Origin of the sequence: Psychrobacter sp. P11G5, from assembly GCF_001593305.1 — a bacterium.
GTDB lineage: Bacteria > Pseudomonadota > Gammaproteobacteria > Pseudomonadales > Moraxellaceae > Psychrobacter.
This window is the reverse complement of the sequence record NZ_CP012533.1, coordinates 2,488,610-2,507,866: the sequence shown is the minus strand read 5'-3', so window position 1 is coordinate 2,507,866 and position 19,257 is coordinate 2,488,610. Positions and strand designations below refer to the sequence as shown.

Annotated in this window: 17 protein-coding genes; 9 read left to right on the top strand and 8 right to left on the bottom strand. The window is 41.0% G+C overall.

Going from position 1 to position 19,257, the window contains the following annotated elements:
- Nucleotides 1-78: 78 nt before the first annotated feature.
- From AK825_RS10090 to AK825_RS10070, 5 genes are all read right to left on the bottom strand, one after another.
- Nucleotides 79-888 carry a MipA/OmpV family protein gene (locus AK825_RS10090; protein ID WP_068036901.1) on the bottom strand — a complete coding sequence of 270 codons (810 nt, stop codon included), beginning with the start codon at nucleotides 886-888 and terminating at the stop codon, nucleotides 79-81.
- Nucleotides 889-1,002: 114 nt separating this feature from the next.
- Nucleotides 1,003-2,004: a rhomboid family intramembrane serine protease gene (locus AK825_RS10085; RefSeq protein ID WP_068036898.1), complete on the bottom strand. Its 1,002-nt coding sequence runs from the start codon at nucleotides 2,002-2,004 to the stop codon at nucleotides 1,003-1,005.
- Nucleotides 2,005-2,104: 100 nt separating this feature from the next.
- Nucleotides 2,105-3,313 carry an alpha-hydroxy acid oxidase gene (locus AK825_RS10080; RefSeq protein ID WP_068036895.1) on the bottom strand — a complete coding sequence of 403 codons (1,209 nt, stop codon included), beginning with the start codon at nucleotides 3,311-3,313 and terminating at the stop codon, nucleotides 2,105-2,107.
- 192 nt (nucleotides 3,314-3,505) lie between these two features.
- A complete protein-coding gene (locus AK825_RS10075; RefSeq protein WP_068036893.1) occupies nucleotides 3,506-5,266 on the bottom strand; it encodes an L-lactate permease in 1,761 nt (586 codons plus the stop codon).
- A gap of 245 nt (nucleotides 5,267-5,511) precedes the next feature.
- Nucleotides 5,512-5,820, bottom strand: coding sequence for a glutaredoxin family protein (locus AK825_RS10070; protein ID WP_068036890.1), 309 nt, complete (start codon nucleotides 5,818-5,820; stop codon nucleotides 5,512-5,514).
- Nucleotides 5,821-6,019: 199 nt separating this feature from the next.
- Here AK825_RS10070 and mtgA point away from each other — a divergent pair, with 199 nt between their 5' ends.
- Entirely contained in the window at nucleotides 6,020-6,706 is a 687-nt protein-coding gene (gene mtgA / locus AK825_RS10065) for a monofunctional biosynthetic peptidoglycan transglycosylase (protein WP_068036887.1), read from the top strand.
- Nucleotides 6,707-6,893: 187 nt separating this feature from the next.
- A complete protein-coding gene (gene ppk1, locus AK825_RS10060) occupies nucleotides 6,894-9,200 on the top strand; it encodes a polyphosphate kinase 1 (protein ID WP_227514052.1) in 2,307 nt (768 codons plus the stop codon).
- A gap of 154 nt (nucleotides 9,201-9,354) precedes the next feature.
- Here the strand turns inward: ppk1 and AK825_RS10055 are convergent, their stop codons facing one another.
- Entirely contained in the window at nucleotides 9,355-9,888 is a 534-nt protein-coding gene (locus AK825_RS10055; protein ID WP_068036882.1) for a DUF2058 domain-containing protein, read from the bottom strand.
- Nucleotides 9,889-10,207: 319 nt separating this feature from the next.
- Between AK825_RS10055 and AK825_RS14820 the strand changes: the two genes are divergently transcribed.
- From AK825_RS14820 to AK825_RS10040, 4 genes are all read left to right on the top strand, one after another.
- Nucleotides 10,208-10,378: a hypothetical protein gene (locus AK825_RS14820; RefSeq protein WP_203226473.1), complete on the top strand. Its 171-nt coding sequence runs from the start codon at nucleotides 10,208-10,210 to the stop codon at nucleotides 10,376-10,378.
- A 40-nt stretch (nucleotides 10,379-10,418) separates the two neighbouring features.
- On the top strand, nucleotides 10,419-10,709 hold the full coding sequence (locus AK825_RS10050) for a hypothetical protein (protein WP_068036880.1): 291 nt from the start codon (nucleotides 10,419-10,421) through the stop codon (nucleotides 10,707-10,709).
- An 82-nt stretch (nucleotides 10,710-10,791) separates the two neighbouring features.
- Nucleotides 10,792-11,190 (top strand): hypothetical protein, encoded by a 399-nt coding sequence (locus AK825_RS10045; RefSeq protein ID WP_068036879.1) that lies wholly within the window; start codon nucleotides 10,792-10,794, stop codon nucleotides 11,188-11,190.
- A 104-nt stretch (nucleotides 11,191-11,294) separates the two neighbouring features.
- Nucleotides 11,295-11,531 (top strand): hypothetical protein, encoded by a 237-nt coding sequence (locus AK825_RS10040; RefSeq protein ID WP_068036877.1) that lies wholly within the window; start codon nucleotides 11,295-11,297, stop codon nucleotides 11,529-11,531.
- A 150-nt stretch (nucleotides 11,532-11,681) separates the two neighbouring features.
- Here AK825_RS10040 and AK825_RS10035 read toward each other — a convergent pair whose 3' ends face one another.
- Nucleotides 11,682-12,416: a tRNA-(ms[2]io[6]A)-hydroxylase gene (locus AK825_RS10035; RefSeq protein ID WP_203226472.1), complete on the bottom strand. Its 735-nt coding sequence runs from the start codon at nucleotides 12,414-12,416 to the stop codon at nucleotides 11,682-11,684.
- Between the two features lie 690 nt (nucleotides 12,417-13,106).
- On the opposite strand from AK825_RS10035, the gene AK825_RS10030 reads away from it, so the two are divergent.
- From AK825_RS10030 to AK825_RS10020, 3 genes are all read left to right on the top strand, one after another.
- On the top strand, nucleotides 13,107-15,305 hold the full coding sequence (locus AK825_RS10030; protein WP_068036874.1) for a malate synthase G: 2,199 nt from the start codon (nucleotides 13,107-13,109) through the stop codon (nucleotides 15,303-15,305).
- 574 nt (nucleotides 15,306-15,879) lie between these two features.
- Nucleotides 15,880-16,989 carry a porin gene (locus tag AK825_RS10025; RefSeq protein ID WP_068036871.1) on the top strand — a complete coding sequence of 370 codons (1,110 nt, stop codon included), beginning with the start codon at nucleotides 15,880-15,882 and terminating at the stop codon, nucleotides 16,987-16,989.
- Between the two features lie 210 nt (nucleotides 16,990-17,199).
- Entirely contained in the window at nucleotides 17,200-18,261 is a 1,062-nt protein-coding gene (locus AK825_RS10020; RefSeq protein WP_068036870.1) for a porin, read from the top strand.
- Here the strand turns inward: AK825_RS10020 and AK825_RS10015 are convergent.
- Complete coding sequence (locus tag AK825_RS10015) at nucleotides 18,256-19,008, bottom strand: IS5 family transposase (RefSeq protein WP_068034672.1); 753 nt, start codon at nucleotides 19,006-19,008, stop codon at nucleotides 18,256-18,258. The two genes, AK825_RS10020 and AK825_RS10015, sit on opposite strands and share 6 nt — an antisense overlap.
- Nucleotides 19,009-19,257: the final 249 nt, after the last annotated feature.

The following is a 19,257-nucleotide window of genomic DNA, read 5'->3' as shown; positions in this document are numbered from 1 at the left end:
GTGTCTCATATCAATGAATTAACACAATAAAAAAGCCAAGCAAAATGCTCGGCTTTTTCTATCACATTTTCAAGAACTCTAAAACTTATAAAGCAAACCAAGCGTCGTCGTTGCATCAGTACGCGAGTCAACCATTGGACTATCGTATTGCTCGTTAGGCAAGTAGCTTAAGCTTTGATTAAAAAATCCTGCCCAGTTTTCACTGAAGTCATAGTTGGCACTAACATTGACGTACGGATTCAAGCTCGAATTAGAGGTATAAGCTTCAACACCCGTTTTTGCCGACTCTTCATCACTTACACCATAATAGTATTCATTGTAGTCCGCATCATAATATTCAAAGCCAACACTCGGATAGACCGTTAGCTTGCCTTTAGTAACTTTTGCCAGATACGTCAAGCGAGCAGTATTCCCACCACTACGATCTAGAATGTCAGTGGCAAATTGCCCACGGAAGCCGCCAATAGGGGTGCGGCGTAGATAAGTTAAACCGGCAACGGCTGAGGTTTTACGCTCGTCCAGACCTTGAAGCGCACCATTCGCATCTTCAGGATCAAATTCTGAACCTGATAATTGAGCGTAAGCAGACAGCTGATTGGTGCCGTCATTGTGAAGGTAAACACCAGCTTGAGCACCGCGCGCATAGACTCTATTATTGTCATAGAACACGCCCGGTAATACCCGAATCTCGGTGTTATCTTCCAAATCATAGGCTGAGTTGACCGCCATGACATTGACGCCAACGCTTAGTTCAGCGTCTTGGTCAGTAGGTAGGTTGTTAAAAAGTGCTGCACTGGACAAGCTAGCCACGCTAAATAGTGCAGTGGCCGTTAAAGTACTAAGCAAGGCGCACTTAGAGTTATTAGAGAGCGCTGCAAGTTTGAACATAATTGAATCTCATAAGTGAGTGGTAATAATTGGGTAGAAAAAAGTGAGTAGGGAAAAATAAACGAATATGCTGTTTTCATGAGCTATTTAGCAATGATAAATAAGTATGACGGTTTACTCAATGGTTTTTAACACTTGTAAGATTTGCTGATGAATATCTTGCCACCACCAGACGAAGCCAATGCTTATCAACAACATCGCGATCCATGGTAGTAGCTGCCAAATAAAAGCAGGTTTCGCAGGCGTTTTTTGTTTGATAATATTGGCATGAGCGGCGTTGATGTTCCTGTCTGAATTTGCATAAGTGCCATTATCAGAATAAGTATCACTATTGAAGCCGCTATTAAGACCGACATTAAAATCATTGTTATTAACGTCAGCATCGCTACTCGCTGGATGATCGATATAGCTGGTCTGATAGTCATTTGGGTAATCAGTTTGATAACGGTTCTGATAAATAGGAATATTAGGTACGTTTTGTAGAGCAATCGCCATACGCTGACGGTAAGCGATAGCAAAAGCCAGTGCAATTACTAAGCCAGTAATAGCGCCGCCGATATGTCCTGCATTATCAATGCCCGGTACCGCAAAGCCATATACAAGGTTGATACCCATAATAAATATCAGGCTTCTTAAATTGAGCACCATGCCATTAACAGATATTTTAAACAGCGCGGCTATTAAAAGTGTGCCACCAATACCCATGATACCACCAGATGCGCCAGCTGAAAGCCCCGGTTGCCCAGTACCGTCTAAAATACCTTGCCATGTCACATGATTATTAAGTAAGTTGCCACCGATCGCCGCCAATAAAAACAATGCCAAAAATTTAGCTGAGCCAAACATCGGCTCCGCAATTTGCCCGAAGAAGTACATGGCAAAGCCATTAAACAATAAATGCATCAAGCCAATGTGCAAAAACGCACTGCTGACCAGTCGCCATGGATCATCAGTCATGGTTAAGGGCAGGGCATTAGCGCCCCAATTGAGCAGGGCTTCAGTCGAGGGATTATTGGCATCGACGCCTGTCAGCACTTGCATGATAAATAGTCCAATAAAGCTGACTAAGAGTAGAGTGGTGACGGGCGCTGTTTTTAGAAGTTGTTTAATGGTCATAAAAGCTAAATATCAGTGAAAGATGATAGATAGAGTATAAGGGCTAACGGTTAGATAAACAAAGCTGTCGAATATAAATCTACTTGTGTAAAACTAAAATCTACCAGCGCATTGGTGGGACATAAGGTAATGCTGACTTGAGCTGCTCGTAAGTTCCTTTGACTAAAATATCATCCGTCACCTGATTAATATCAGTATGACCACAGAATGCCATACTGATATCACATTCTTTATGGATAATCTCAAGCGCACGGCGCACCCCATCTTCACCATAAGCACCTAGCCCGTACAAGAAAGCTCGCCCAATCATAGTGCCTCTTGCACCCAAAGAGATGGCTTTTAAGACATCTTGACCGGAGCGAATACCACTATCGAGCCACACCTCGATATCACTATTTTCGGCATGAACCGCCTGCACGATATCGCTCAAAGCAGAGATTGAGGAGGGCGCACCATCTAATTGACGGCCACCATGGTTTGAGACCACCAATGCATCCGCACCACTACGGGCAGCCAAGATAGCATCTTCAGGCTCCATAATACCTTTTATAATTAGCTTGCCGCCCCATGCATCTTTGATACGTGCGACATCATCCCAGCTCAAACGCGGGTCGAACTGTTCTGCTGTCCATGCTGAAAGTGAGGACATATCAGCGACGTTTTTGGCATGTCCGACGATGTTGCCAAAAGTACGACGTTTGGTACCAAGCATATTTAGACACCATTCTGGCTTGGTCATTAGATTTAAGATATTGGCGAGGGTTGGTTTGGGCGGCGCGGATAGACCGTTTTTGATATCCTTATGACGTTGACCAAGTACTTGCAGATCAGCTGTCAAAATGAGCGCGGAACAATTTGCCGCTTTGGCACGGCGGATAAGATTGGCCATAAAGTCCTGATCACGCATGACATAGAGCTGAAACCAAAACGGAGCACTGGTATTTTCAGCAACATCCTCAATAGAGCAGATACTCATGGTTGATAGTGAAAAAGGCACGCCAAATTTCTCTGCTGCCCGCGCCGCATGAATCTCGCCGTCCGCCCACATCATGCCAGTAAAACCAGTTGGTGCAATCGCAACTGGCATTTTGACTTGTTCGCCAATCATCTGCGTCGCAAGGCTACGATTGTCCATATTTACCAATACCCGCTGGCGTAGCTTAATACGATCAAAGTCCGTCTCATTATTACGGTAAGTGGTTTCAGTCCATGAGCCTGAATCGACATAATCGTAAAACATACGCGGTATTTTGCGCTCGGCAACACGGCGCAGATCTTCAATTTCGGTAACTTTGCTCAAGTCTTTCATGGAGGTTTCCTGTATAGCTAAATAGCTAAGCTAAAGTATCGGTAAAATAGCGTTTATAATATGTGGTTCATAATCATAATATAGAAACTATAATACCAATATGACGCTATCAGAAACAATCTAATAGCGTCATATTAAGTGTTGATAATCAATATATATAACTTGGTTAGTGATTCATGTAACCTTGCAATATTAACTAACGACTCGTTTTCTATTTGTCAGCGACATGATACTAAAGAATGCTATCGGCCAAATCACAGCTAAAGCCCACCACCATAGTTGACCAAAGATAATAGCCATACCAATAAAACCAGCTTGTATCACATAATAAGTCATCGCCACCAATGTCTTGCGTATAACATAACCTTCTTTATCCATCAGACCGACTACCGCACAAGCCGCGACCACGTTGTGCACGGCGATCATATTACCAGCGGCACCGCCGACCGCTTGCAGGGCGACGACTTGCGCCGCAAGGTTACTATCGAGACCGATTTGGCTAGCAGTTGACCATTGAAAATACGAGAACATCATATTACTAACCGTATTTGATCCGGCAATGAAGGCGCCCATCGCTCCAATCCACGGCGATACTAGAGGCCATGCATTTTGAAACGCACCAGCCGCACTTTCAGCCAGTAATATTGGCATAGCCGGTAGCGCAGTAGCGACTTCAGCGGCTGAGCCTGAATTAATGAATACTTGTACCATAGGCACCGAGAATAGCAAAGCTGGTGCGGCAGCAACCATCGTCTTCGCCGAATTACTCCAACTGCGCTTAACGGCTTGACCGTTCATTTTAAACAATAAGATGCACAACAAAGAGCTGATAATTAGAATCGCTCCAGGAGAGTAAGCAAGCTGTATTTTACTAGAAATAGTCGTACCAAAGAGATTGCTAAATTCAATCGTAGTCAATTCACCAGTCAAAAATGCTTTAAGCGGTGCAACGACCCTAGTTATAATTAAGAGAGCGATAACGATGAGATAAGGGGAAAACGCACGAATTAAAGAAAATTTTGGTGCAACCGAATCATCATATTTTTCTTCATCAAGTGACCCGAGCCAGTCCTTGTCCCATTTGGCACGTGGTGCAAAGTCAAAAGTATCTTTTGGCATCAAAAAGCCACGTTTCGCGGCAGGCAGTACAATCATTAGACCGATAAAACCACCAACGAGCGATGGGAATTCAGGACCTAGATATTTGGCTACTAAGAAGTAAGGGATAGTAAAGCTGAGACCGGCAAATATTGCAAACGGCCATACTTTTAGTCCTTCAACGAAGGAGCGCTTTTCGCCAAAGAATCGGGTTAAGAACGCACTTAAAATTAGCGGAATTAAAAAGCCCACTAGCGCATGGATAAGACCAACGTTACCAGCGATTTGTAGTAGATAGTTCTCCGCAGAAAGTGGCGCAATGGCCTGTGTAATATCCTGCTTATCGTTGATACCCGTCCAAACACCGAGTAATATGGGGGTACCAACAGCACCAAATGATACGGGTGTTGATTGAATAATGAGAACTGCCATAACAGAGGCCATGGCAGGAAAACCTAAAGCCAATAATAGCGGCGCACCAATAGCAGAGGGCGTACCAAATCCTGATGAGCCTTCTACCATCGAGCAGAATAACCAAGCGACAATGATCGCTTGAATGCGTCTATCGGGCGAAATATCCATAAAGCCTTTACGAATAGCGACAATAGCGCCGCCTTCTTTTAACGTATTCAATAATAAAATAGCGGCAAATACAATGAATAAAAGCGTGAGAGCGATGATGATGCCATTTGTAGTAGCTGCTGCTACTTGGGCACCACTCGCTTGCCAAACGAACAAGGCTAAAAGAGCGGTCACTAAATAGGCAACACTCATAGATATTTTTGCCGGTAGGCGCATCACTACCAGCAAGACTAAAACGACTAAAATTGGTGCGAGGGCCAAAAAAGTATACATTATCAACAATCCTTATCGATAAATGTTCAGATCCGTAGTCAATATCGGACTGATCGTAGGGCTAGGTTTATAATCTCAAATGGTGATAATCCTTATCTAGTCAATTTACTATCTTGACCATTTAGTCAAAATAGCAAAAGTTTGAATTTTATACTAGTAAATAATCAAGGCTGAAACAAATAAAATAGTAGCTGATTTTCAGAGTGTTATTAACAGTAGGCTTGAAGGTAAAAGTAACAAGAGATTTATAGTAACTGCTGCAAATCCATGACTGAAAATGGATAGTCTAATCGTTTTGATGGCGTCAGAATTACGGGGATGGTAGTGGCAAACTCCATCATCAGATCTTCATCAAATTCTGCGATATCAACATGCTGATATTCGATAGGTTGTACGCTTTGAAAGCGCGCCATAAGTTGTTCAGCGACATCACATAGATGACAGCCAGATGTGCCGAGTAGCCACCAGTTATCAAGATTTTCATCGCTGCCAAGATTTGGGCTCACTTCAATGATACGTGCGCGCAAGGCAGTTATATTATTGTCATTATGCATGTTTATTCTCTTCTTTTAATACCTGTTATAAAGTACCAGCCTTAAATACCTAGATAAAAAGTGAATACTATTTAAAGCTCATCACATGATAAAGAAACGGGGTAAATAATGACAGCGATTGTGAGATTAGGTAAGATAGCCTGCTGCTTATCATTAGCTGACAACTTTTATTATTTTTAATTATTCGGATACTTTGCGCATGGCAAGTTTTGGCAAATTTATTAAACGACTATTACTGGCATTAATGTTGTTAGTCGTAGCATTCCATGTGTTAGTCGCTGGACTACTGTTAATTTGGAAAACCCAGCCAATTAATAACAGTATGTTTATGCTAACTCACCGACTTACAGGCGGCACGGTCACGCAGACTTGGGTAGAATATGATGACATTGCTAAATCTGCTAAGCAAGCGGCGATTGTCAGTGAGGATTCGACGTTTAGTCAGCATAATGGCTTTGATTTTAAAGGTATTGAGGCGGCACGCAAGAAAAACGAAGAAACAGGTAAAATGTCTGCTGGTGGCTCAACGATTACTCAGCAGCTGGCCAAGAACTTATTTCTGACCTCGCATCGCTCCTACATTCGTAAAGGTGAAGAAGCTATTGTCACAGTGATGATTGAAACCATATGGGACAAGCAGCGTATCTTGACGGCTTATCTAAATGTGGCAGAATTTGGCAACGGCATTTACGGTGTCGAAGCTGCTGCTCAAAATTACTTTAATAAGTCCGCCGCCAATCTAAATCGTGATGAGTCCGCACTGCTAATCGGAATGCTGACCAATCCTAAGTACTATGAAGACAACCAAGGCGATAGAAGCTTACGTAACAAACAGCGGATTATCAAAAAACGTATGAAGAATGCGGTATTACCACAAGCGAGTTAATGGTCTGACTTTATTTGTTCTATTGTTTATTTGCTCTGTTAATAGTAAAAGACTAGTAGTTCGTATATAAAAATAATATTAGTAGAGTAGGTGAGAGAGATAGTTGCAGCCTTATGCAGTTGCGGTAATATGGAGGTCAGGGCATGATAGCGATTGACAATGATGGATTATAATAAGGAGTGGTTGCATGACACAGGCGAAGATGAATCAAAATAGTGATACTGAAGTCAACAATACTAAAGTCAGTGATGTTAATAATAATAGTGACAATGCTAGCAACCACAGTGTTAACAACCGTAATGAAATCAACCACGAGCAGAACACTCAAATTGATAGCGCTTTCAAAAATGCAGAAACTTATATAGTAAATGATAACTTGACCCAAATTGCGTGGCAACGCTCAGAAGATGGCAGCTACTCACCCAGCAGTTATATCAACCGCGACTTGTCTTTATTACAGTTTCATCTACGGGTATTAGCGCAAGCAGCAAGCCCGCGTCATCCGTTACTCGAGCGCTTATTCTTTTTAATTATTTTTTCGTCCAATATCGATGAGTTCTTTGAGATTCGTGTCGCTGGTATTATGCAAAAGCTAAATATCGGTGATGTGTCAACCAGTGCTCATGGTATGCGCCCAAGTGAAGTTCTCAACGAGATATCCACAGTAACGCACGATGCTATTGATGAACAATATCGTATTCTTAACGAAGACATCCTACCAGCCCTCGCGAAAGAAGATATCCGTTATCTAAAACGCGATGAGCTCAATGCCGAGCAATCAGCATGGATGAAACGTTATTTTACTGAACAAGTATCGCCAGTATTGACCCCGATTAGTATTGATCCTGCGCACCCGTTTCCGCGCTTGGTGAATAAAAGCCTTAACTTTATCGCTACGTTAGAAGGTAAAGATGCCTTTGGTCGCGATATTAATCTCGCCATTGTGCCAGCGCCGCGTAGTTTACCTCGCGTTATCCGTTTGCCTGACGAGCTGACTGGTGGTAAAGAGCATCATGTCATGCTCTCTGCTATCATTCATGAGCATATCGGCGAGCTATTCCCTGGCATGAATGTAACAGGCTGTCATCAATTCAGGTTGACACGTAATGCGGATTTGGACTTGGCAGATGATGTCGAGGATATTGCCAAGGCCCTTGAAGGTGAGCTTGAAAACCGTCGTTTTGGTGATAAGGTTCGTTTAGAGGTCACGACTGATTGCCCAACCCCTATCAGTGACTATTTGCTCGATGAATTCGAGCTACATGACAATCAGTTATATCGTGTCAATGGACCAGTAAACTTAACACGGTTGCTATTTGATTTTAATATTCCAGCGCTACGTTATGAACCATTTACCCACATTGTACCCAAACCGTTCCGCCGTGAAGCCGATAAGCTCGACAAAAGCACCAGTATGTTTGCTGCTATGCGCAAAGGGGATGTGCTGGTACATCATCCTTTTCATGCGTTCTCACCTGTTATCAATTTATTATGGCAAGCCGCCAGTGATCCAAAAGTCTTAGCAATCAAACAAACCTTATACCGCTCAGGCACCAATTCAGAAATTGTACAAGCGCTGGCCGCCGCTGCTCGTAATGGCAAAGAAGTCACCGCTATCATTGAGCTACGCGCACGCTTCGACGAAGCATCCAATATTGCGGTTGCTAACTATCTACAAGAAGCAGGTGCGGTCGTGGTTTACGGTATCGTTGGCTATAAGACTCATGCCAAGCTCATGCTTATTATTCGCCGTGAGGATGAAAAAATTCACCGTTATGTACACTTAGGTACGGGTAACTATCATGCAGCTAATGCCAAGGTCTATACTGACTATGGCTTATTTACTGCTGACCCTGACATCTCAGAGGACGTGCATAAAATCTTCCAAGAGCTCACTGGTATGGGCAAACCTGCCAATCTCAAAAAGCTACTGCATGCGCCATTTACCTTACATGAAAAGCTAATGAGCTTTATCGATGCTGAGATTGCACATGCTAGAGCTGGTAAACGTGCGCGTATTATCATTAAAGCCAATGCTCTGACTGAACGTCGACTGATTGATAGGCTATATGATGCGTCGCAAGCAGGCGTTAAAATTGAGCTAATCCTGCGCTCGATGTGTTGTCTGCGTCCGCAAGTACAGGGATTGTCTGAGAATATCACCGTGCGCTCAGTCATTGGCCGCTTTTTAGAACACACCCGCATCTATTATTTTTATAACAATGGCGACGAACGTATGTATTGTGGAAGTGCTGACTGGATGGATAGAAACTTGTTCCATCGGGTCGAAGTCGCATTTCCCATTGAAGATAAAAAGATATTTGCACAAATTTATCAAGACGGCTTGCAGAACTATCTACAAGATAACGTTCAAGCATGGACGCTTGATGGCGATGGACGTTGGCAGCAGGTTCAGCCAGTAGCGGACGAACCACTACATATTGCACAAGAGCATTTATTGAAAACTATCAATCATGTCGGTGAAAAAAGTTAACAATAATCTTAGAGGCTGTCATCGATTAGCATATCCTTTATTTTGAACTGGATATAGAGCAACATATTTAGTAAAAGCTCATTTAGTAAAAGCTCAGTACTAAAAAACCCTTCGTAGATTACTTAATTCTATGAAGGGTTTTTTAGTTTAATGACTACCACATCAGATCGTCTGGAATCACATAGGCTGCATAAGGGTCGTCATCTGCTAGCTCAACATCTGATTTATCGTTAGACACCACCATAAACCCTTCTAATTTAGCATCGATACGATCTGCTAAGGGGCGAGGAAGTAGAGCATAACCCTCTTCCAATCGTGCAATAACCACATGACCAGCCACTATTTGGTCATATAGTTTTTGAGTGATATGAATTTTTTTCACTTTAGATTGATCAACAAACTGGTAGCTTACATCACCCTGTATATCTTTAATCTGATGTTGTTTAATCATTTGGATGATATTAGCATTTAACATTTTCTGTTCTAAGATTTGCTGTTTTTCCTGATTAAGCTTTTGATCCTTTTCTACTTTTTTGGCTTGGGCTTCTGCTAGAGCTTTTTTAGCTTCAACAGTTGATGGATCGCCAGTACGTTTGGCATGCTGAGACTGTTTACTTAATTGCTTGGCTTTTTTGCTATCAACCAATCCCGCTTTTAAGAGTTGAGCTTGTAGGGCATTTTTGGCCATAATCTGATTACCTAAATAATAAACCGTAAGTCTTAAAATCTAAAAATACATGGTAGCAAATTTTGCTACAGCGTGTCTTGAGTTATGCCAAACGATGCAAGAAAATACAGAAATGGCATACCATCGATAATCTGCTGGCTTAATATAGTGGGTTACAAACTGTCCTTTAACATCACATTTATTCACATATTGACACTGCAGTACACTAGTGCAAAAGCTCATTATCTACCTATAATTGATACTGGTATAAGTAAGATTCATTTAAAATTAGCAGATAAAAAATTCATTTATAAACATAAATAATAGTAGAGGCTTTCTAATGAGTACTAGCAAAAATGATACTTCAGATATTAAACAAGCAGCAGAAAATGCCAGTGTTGAACAAATTGAAAATAATCTAAAAGAAAATAAGCAAGTCAACATGCCAGAAGAGTTGACTAAAGAGCAGGCGACACCTTTTATTGACGAAGAAGTCCGTACTGATAAATAGGTAAGTAATTAAATTGGGCAATACCAGCGAGGGAGACGCTATGACAACCTACAAAGACACTAACAATAAAGACATGGATGACAAAGATATCAGTCGTGAACGACACGATAAAAAGCTTTCGGTCAATGATCCGACAGTATCGCATCGACCAAACCCTAAAGGGAGCTATGCGGGGCGTAAGCACGAGCCAGAAATAGACGGACCGATAGAAGACTCTCAAGAGACTGATGAGATATATTCTGATCCACGTAAAGAAGAAGATTTGCCAGCAGGTGGTAAAAATGTTGGCGATTTAAATGCCTACGATCTTAGTCAAAAAGGCAATGAATAGCTTTTGATGCTGGTGCTATAACAAACGTCAAAACACCCTAAACAAGACACTTTAAATAATATACGGCAACAAGGACAATCTAATGGAAACTAAAGATCCCGCGCTCACAAAGACTCCTATTATGAATAGTAGCTTAGATAATAATGATGTTGATAGCAAATCGTTAGCAGAAAAAACAGCAATGACTCGCGAAGAGGAATTTCACGATAGTCGTCATGAAGTCGAAACCAATACTACTGTTAATAAGGGTGCTGATACCTTTGAAGAAGGAATAGTCGGTTCTGAGCATGTTAATGACGGTGACAATCCAGCACGTCAGCCTGACCGCCGTGACCAAGAAGGCAATGCTTTTGACGAAAATATTAACGAAGATACTGTGCGTAGTGAAGCACCTAAAAGTGAAGGTATTACTGATATGAATCGATATGCCAATATTGATAATGCACAAACACGTACTTTAAATCCGGATGAAAAAGATTAAAGTTTAAAGATAGTGGGGATAGCAGTTGTCTATTCTCTTCATTCATCTTGTATAAAATGGTTTTTATTTGATTTGTCTGGTAATTATCGTAATAAGGAACGCTAATGAGTATCTCAAAAGATAGCAATATTAATGAAGGACATGAACTGGATAAAGAATGTGAAGTAGACAAAGAGTATGAGTTAAAGGATGCAGACGATAACAATGGCATCGTCCCAGATGATGCTTTGCAAAAAGTGAATCCTGCTGCTGCTGAGCGCAAAAGTGCCGATCATGATCCGCATAATGTTGCTAAAGGTAGCAAGCAGTATGACAGTCCACTAATGGAAGATGATAAATAATTAAATACCTTTATATATAAAGTACCTTTATATAAGGCAAATATAATTTGATAGTCACAATTAAGAAGATGTTGTAACTGATTGAGCCAAATACTCCAATCGGCTACAACATTTTTTCATATTTGTACCAGTTAGTATTCTAAGGATTTTTTAAGCAGGTGTACCGCTATGAAAACGTAGCTCAGTATCTGGACTAGATATTAATTCTGCTTCCACTTCTTTAAAGAAGGCGACTTGTTCATCAATATTATCGTCAGACAATGATTGCGCCAGTGCCAAATAATCCTCAAAATGGCGGCTTTCTGACTTGAGCAAGTATCGATAGTATTTTGCCAAGCGTTCATCATCGATTACCTCAGCAAGTGCGGCAAAGCGTTCGCATGAACGTGCTTCAATAAATGCTCCAATTATCAAGACATCTACCATCGCTGCTGGCTCGTAGGTGCGTTTGTGTCTTAGCATGCCCTTGGCATAACGACCTGCACTTAGATATTTCCAGTCTTGACCGCGATCATTCATGATACCCAGCACTTGCTCGTAGTGCAGCATTTCCTCACGTATCAGTTGGGCTAACTTACGCTGTAAGTCGTAAGAAAACTCATAACGGAATATTAGATTCATCGCAGTGCCCGCTGCTTTTTTTTCGCAGTTGGCATGGTCTTGAATAATCAATGGCAAGTTCGCAATAGCAGCATCTACCCAAGCTTGTGTAGTTCGACTACCTAAGAACGCATAGATAGGGGATAAGTCTACCTTTATAGGTGCTCGCAATTGTGTGATATCGGTACTGTCTTCATTCTGCAAGTCATTATCTTTTATGCTGTTTGATAGATTGTCTATTAAATTCTCTACTGCTGGCTTATGGCTTATATTATGATTATTCATAGTCTGATATATCTGTATTAAAAGGAAGTAGTGGTCAGTGAAAGCGGCTGAAAAATACAAAAGTAGGCGGTTTAGCTCATTGTTATAAGTAGTGAGTAGTATAACAGTAGGCTGTTACGAGATGAATAATCACAGAATACTATAAATAGTTGAAGGCTACCAAGATATATAACATTTAAGCATTGCTTCACTCTGTAATGATTACTTACAGTTTATACTTACCCTCAAGTCATCTCTTCAACTAACATTAGTTATGATGCTTAGGGCTTGTGCCTTATACAGTATCATTTTTATACAACCCTGTTATTTATTTACTAAATGCCTTTTTGTTGTTTATTTTATTATTTGATAGTAGGATGATATTTTGCTTCTAAGTCATTTTGTCTTACTATTAATTGTTAGCTGACAGGCTATAGACGTGTAGCTCTCTACCAGATGCACGTCAGCATACTAACGATTAATGATATTTTGAAACAAAAGATAATATAGCCACTATATAGATAACCTCATCTTAACTATTGAAAAATTACTAGATTGCTAGTTAAGGCGGGTTGTATTCGGCTTTATCAACTTCGCTTAACATCGTATTCAAATTTAGACTGAATGCAAAGTGCTAAACATATCTCAATTTCACCAGTTACTATAATAAATCATTATTGACTTCCATCACGAACAGATAAGGACACCACTATGAGCCAGACTTCTCACCCTAATCGTATCCAGAAAGGCATTCTTGCAATTGACCAGCAGATGTATGACTTTATTGAAAATGAAGTGCTACCTAAAGTTGGCGTTGATTCGGATAGTTATTGGTCAGGTTTTGAAAAGGTGGTCAAGGAGTTTATTCCGCGTAACAAAGCCCTGCTAGCCAAACGTGACAAAATCCAAGGTCAGATTGATCAATGGCATTTAGATAACCCTGCCAAAGATGGCGAAATTGATTATCCTGCCTATAAGACATTCTTACAAGAGATTGGTTACCTATTACCAGAAGGCGATGATTTTAAAGTAAGTACAGAAAACGTTGATGACGAGATTGCTCATATCGCAGGGCCACAGTTGGTAGTACCCGTACGAAATGCTCGCTATGCGCTCAATGCTACTAACGCACGCTGGGGCAGCCTGTATGATGCCTTATATGGTACTGATGTCATTAGCGATGAGAATGGTCAAGAAGCGACAGGTGGTTATAATCCTACTCGCGGCGCTGCCGTCGTCGCTTATGCCAAAAAATTCCTAGATGATAGCTTTGCGCTAGCATCAGGCTCATATAATGATGTTACTGGCTTTAAAGTAGTGGATGGTAAGCTTGAGATTGCTCAAGGTGATAGCAGCACGCAGCTGCAAGATCCAGCTAAGTTTGTCGGTTATGTTGGCGAGGTAGATAGTCCTACTGGTATTTTGTTAAAGAATAATAATTTACATGCTGAAATCCAAATCGATGCTAATAATCCAGTTGGTAAAGATGACCCAGCCAACATCAAAGACGTATTGCTTGAGTCAGCGATTACGGCGATTCAAGATTGCGAAGATTCAATCGCTGCTGTCGATGCAGAAGAAAAAGTCGAGGTCTATCGCAATTGGCTTGGTCTTATGAATGGTGACTTGCAAGAGACTTTTGAAAAAGGTGGCAAGACCCGTACTCGGAAACAAAACCCAGATCGTGAATACACCACACCAGAAGGCGGTAAGCTTATATTGCCAGGTCGCTCATTATTATTAATCCGTAATGTCGGTCACTTGATGCAAAATCCTGCAATCTTGGTCGATTTGGGCAATGGTCAAGAAGAAATTTTTGAAGGATTAATGGATGGCTTAATTACGCCGTTACTATCCTTAAATGACATCAAAGGTAGGAACGAGCTATCAAACTCCCGCAAGGGCTCAATGTATATCGTCAAGCCAAAAATGCATGGTCCTGAAGAAGTGAAGTTTGCTAATGACTTATTCAATGCTTCAGAAGACTTATTAGGCTTAGAGCGTAACACTCTCAAAATCGGTATCATGGATGAGGAGCGCCGTATGACGGTCAACCTCAAAGAAGCCATTCGTCAAGCTAAAGAGCGCGTTATCTTTATTAATACAGGCTTCTTAGATCGTACTGGTGATGAGATGCATACCAGTATGAATGCAGGACCATTCGTGCGTAAAGGTGATATGAAGTCACAAGCATGGCAACCTGCATATGAGCAATGGAACGTTGATATCGGTCTAGAGACTGGTCTACAAGGTCATGCTCAAATCGGTAAAGGTATGTGGGCAAAGCCTGATGAGATGAAAGAGATGATGGATACTAAGGCCGCTCATCCACAAGCGGGCGCCAATACAGCATGGGTACCATCACCGACAGGCGCAACCTTACACAGCATGCATTATCATCAAGTGAACGTCGCTGAGGTACAAGACAGTCTAAAGTCACGCAAACGTGCAAGTTTAGACGATATTTTGACCATTCCATTAGCCAAAGACACCAACTGGACAGACGAAGAAAAGCAGCAAGAGCTTGAGAATAACGCTCAGGGCATCTTAGGCTACGTTGTACGCTGGGTGAACCAAGGTGTTGGTTGTTCTAAAGTACCCGATATTAATGATGTCGGTCTAATGGAAGACCGCGCGACTCTACGTATCTCAAGTCAACATATCGCCAACTGGTTACACCATAACGTAGTCAGTGAGCAACAAGTCATGGAAGCTATGAAGCGTATGGCAAAAGTCGTCGATGAGCAAAATGCTGGCGATGCTGATTATCAGCCGATGGCTACTGACTTTGAACATTCGTACGCATTCAAGGCAGCATGTGACTTGGTATTTAAAGGTTGTGAGCAGCCTAGTGGCTATACTGAGCCGTTATTGCATCAAGCACGTCTTGACCTAAAAGCTGGCGTATAACTCAACTAAATAGAGAAATCAGACTTTATTGCTTCAATAATGAAACAATATTTATCAAAATACGCTTAATTTAAAAATATTTATTTAGGTTTCTTTAGCTAGTGAGTATCAATAATTAGCTCTGAGTAAGTAGTTTTACTAATTATCTTCATAAGTAGCGCCACTAGTCGTTTCAACGGCTAGTGGCGTTTTTTATGCTTTTAAATTTAGATTAATGAATATTTGTCGTATTTAATCTCACTTTGATTTTTTTTAAAATCTGTAATTAAACGCTAAAAAAGATGTTGCAAATTATGTCAAAGTTGTTATGCTTGTACTCGAAGTATGAGTTTGGTAACGGATGTTACACAGTAGAGCAATAAAGACCTAAGTTTACATGGCAGTTACTTTTTCGGTCCCATTCATGTAAGTCATGGTTTTTTATCTTACGGTAATAGAAATTCGCCACACTTGTTTCTGACTAATCTCGGTAGCCAGTTACACATTATATCTTTGAGGATTTGTGACGATACCATTATGGGCGCCAGCTAATCACAGCTTGCTCATTACTACAATTGTAAAGTGGAGATACCCCATGAAAAAACTACTTTTAGCGACAGCAATCGCCGCCCTATCTGTATCTGCAGCACAGGCAGCACCTACCGTTTATGGTAAAGTATTCGTTACTACTGATTACGTTAATGCTGAAATTGATGGTCAGAATATGGATAATAATAACAGAATTAATGAAGACAACGGTTCATTACAAGTTAATTCTAATATTTCACGTTTAGGCTTCAGAGGCTCTGAAGCGATAACGGCCAACACTGACGTAATTTACCAATTAGAGTACGGCGTTAAAGTTGATGATAGTGGTAGCGATAACATTGGCTTCAAAAGTCGTGATACTTATTTAGGTTTAAAAAATAAAGACTTCGGTGAATTCCGCTTTGGTCGTAACTACACAGTCATTGACTATATCAATAACGTATCAGTTAATGAAGGTTATTGGGATAATCTTGGCTCTAGTACTCTGAACAACAACGACAGCTTTGCTAATATTTTGACCCCGACCGTTGGTAACCGTATCAATAATTCAATCGTTTGGAAAGCGCCTAAATACAATGACCTACCATTAGCGCTTGCGCTGATGTATGGTGCTGATGAAGACTTTATATCTGAGAGTGATCGTGACGCAGGCTATGGTGCCTCATTGATGTTTGATCCAGGTACAGGCATTACCGCTGGTATTGCTTATGAGCAAGACATGAGTGTTAGTGGTGATATTATCCGTGGCAGTGCTAGCGTCGATTTAGGTAAATATATCGCAGCTCCTGTAAAGTTAGGCGTTCTATATCAAGAAGCTGACTATGCCGGTACTACTACTGCAACAGAGGACGGTTTAGTGGTGAGTGCTGAAATGGGTTTTTCGAATTTTGCCCGTCCAGCCTCTGTTTATATTCAGTATGACAAAACCGACAATATCAGTGGTCTTGAGAATAATGACTCAAATCAAGTCGTTGTAGGTGGCAAATATGCGTTTAAAAATAATATGATCGCTCATGCCTATGCTGGTCTAAATTCAGCGGAATTAAACAATGGTCGTTTTGGTTCGAGAGACGAAGACGGCAATGTTAATGAAATCGACTTACGTGGTGATATTGATGTACTCGCTATCGGTGGCGGTCTAGAATACTTATTCTAGTAACAGGACAGTGCTAGTCTAGTACTAGCTTTTATATAGCTGATATACCAAAAGACTCATCCTCCGGGGTGGGTTTTTTTATCTAAATTTTATATTACTGATTTATCTCAATATCCATTTACCTGTGACATATATGAGGAGTTATAACAATATGATGGTAACTAAATATCAACCTTAGTGCGCTTAGAATTGAAAAAATGGAAATATGCTATGAAAAAATTACTTTTAGCTTCATCAATCGCCGCTTTATCTGTATCTACAGCTCAAGCATCACCGATTATCTATGGCAAAGCATTTGTTAGCGCCAACTATGTCAGTGCTTCACTTGATCGCCAATCTATGGACTCTCCTAATGACACTATAAATATCAGTGAAGACAGTGGTTCAGTACAAATCGACTCCCATTCTTCACGCCTAGGCTTTAGAGATTCTGAGGCAATTACGGCTAATACTGATGTGATTTATCAATTAGAATATGGTGTTGAAATTGACAGCAGTGGTGAAGACAACATCGGTTTTAAAAGCCGTGATACCTACCTAGGTCTAGTAAACAAAGACTTTGGTGAGTTTCGCTTTGGTCGTAACTATTCAGTTGTTGATTACGTCAATAATGTCACAATCACTGAAGGTTATTGGGATAATCTTGGCTCTAGTAGCCTTGATGACAATGATTCTTTTAGTGACGCTTTAACCTTAACTGATGGCGACCGTATTAATAATTCCATCGTTTGGATTGCCCCTAAATATAACGACTTGCCCCTCAATCTAGTCCTACAGTATGGCGCTGATGAAACTTTTTTATCTGACAGCAGTGATAGTAAGAGTGGTTTTGGGGCTTCGTTGATGTTTGATCGGGGTACTGGCTTTAGCGCTGGGGTAGCTTATGATAAAGATATGACCATCAGTGGTGACATTATCCGCGGTAGCGCTAGTGTCGACTTAGGCAAATATACTTCACATCCAGTAATTATAGGTGCGCTATATCAAGAAGCTGACTATGATGGTAGTAATATCTTTAATTCTGCAACAGAAAAAGGTTTAATTTTGAGTGCTGAGCTGGGTCTAACTAACTTCCCCCGTCCAGCTGCTGTTTATCTTCAGTACGACAAGACTGACAATCTGGGTGGTCTCGATAACAATAATTCGAATCAACTCGTTCTAGGTGGCAAATACATGTTGAGGGAACATATAATTGCTCATGCTTACGCTGGTTATAACTCTGCTGATTTAGAAAACGGTCTAGTTATATTAGGGCGTGTTGAACATTCATAATTTTAGCCAGATATAAGCACAAGCAAGAGCGACCGTATTCTCATAACTCTGTCTTAGCTTATCAAATCTGGTGGCAACCGCTCTATACTGTTTTAGCTTAGCGAAAGCATTTTCTACTAAATGTCGTGCTTTGTACAACTCCCAATCCATATGGTCGTTAGAGGACTTGGTGTTTCGTTTCCGAGGGATATTATTACAAGTTGCTGTTTGTTCAATATACTCTCGTAGTGTGTCAGAGTCATAGCCTTTATCTGCACATACAACGTCTGTCTTGCTCAAATCAACCTTATCTACTAAGTCAGATGCGACTTTAACATCGTGGGTTGTGCCATCTGACAGAATAAAGGTAATCGGATTGCCATGAGCATCGACCGCTAGATGAATTTTAGTGGCACGTCCTGCGACACTCTTACTAATGGCTTGAGCAGCTTCATGACGACCACTACTGTGCTGATGTGCCTTGATATGAGTACCATCTATAAATACCCACTCAAGGTCAGGCTCTCTGATAACTAAAGCAAATAGTCCAATGAGCTTATTACTGCGAAACCAGCGTTGATAAGCCTTGTAGACAGTATTGGGCTTTCCAAAGTAAGCCGGTAAATCGCGCCAAGGACAGCCGGTTCGCATACGATAAAGGATGCCCTCAATGGTCAGTCTCAGATTTCCTTTGTCATAGATATTAAGTTCTAGTAATATAGGTCTTAGTCTTGTCCAGTGTTCATTTTTGAGCATAGTACGAGGCATAGCGAACGAGATCTTTTTTGTGTGAGAACTTAAAGATTACCCGTTCGCTATTTTTTTTGCCAGAAATTTATACTCAATGTTCAACACGCCCTAAACGAGTTGGAGAGTAATAATGAGGCTGAGCTTGTTGCGGCACATGGTAGCGCTGATGTACTCGCTATCGGAGGAGGGATAGAATACTTATTTTAGTCTGAACCTTTAAACATCTAGTGTGTTCAAAAACTCATCCTTCGGAGTGAGTTTTTTTAT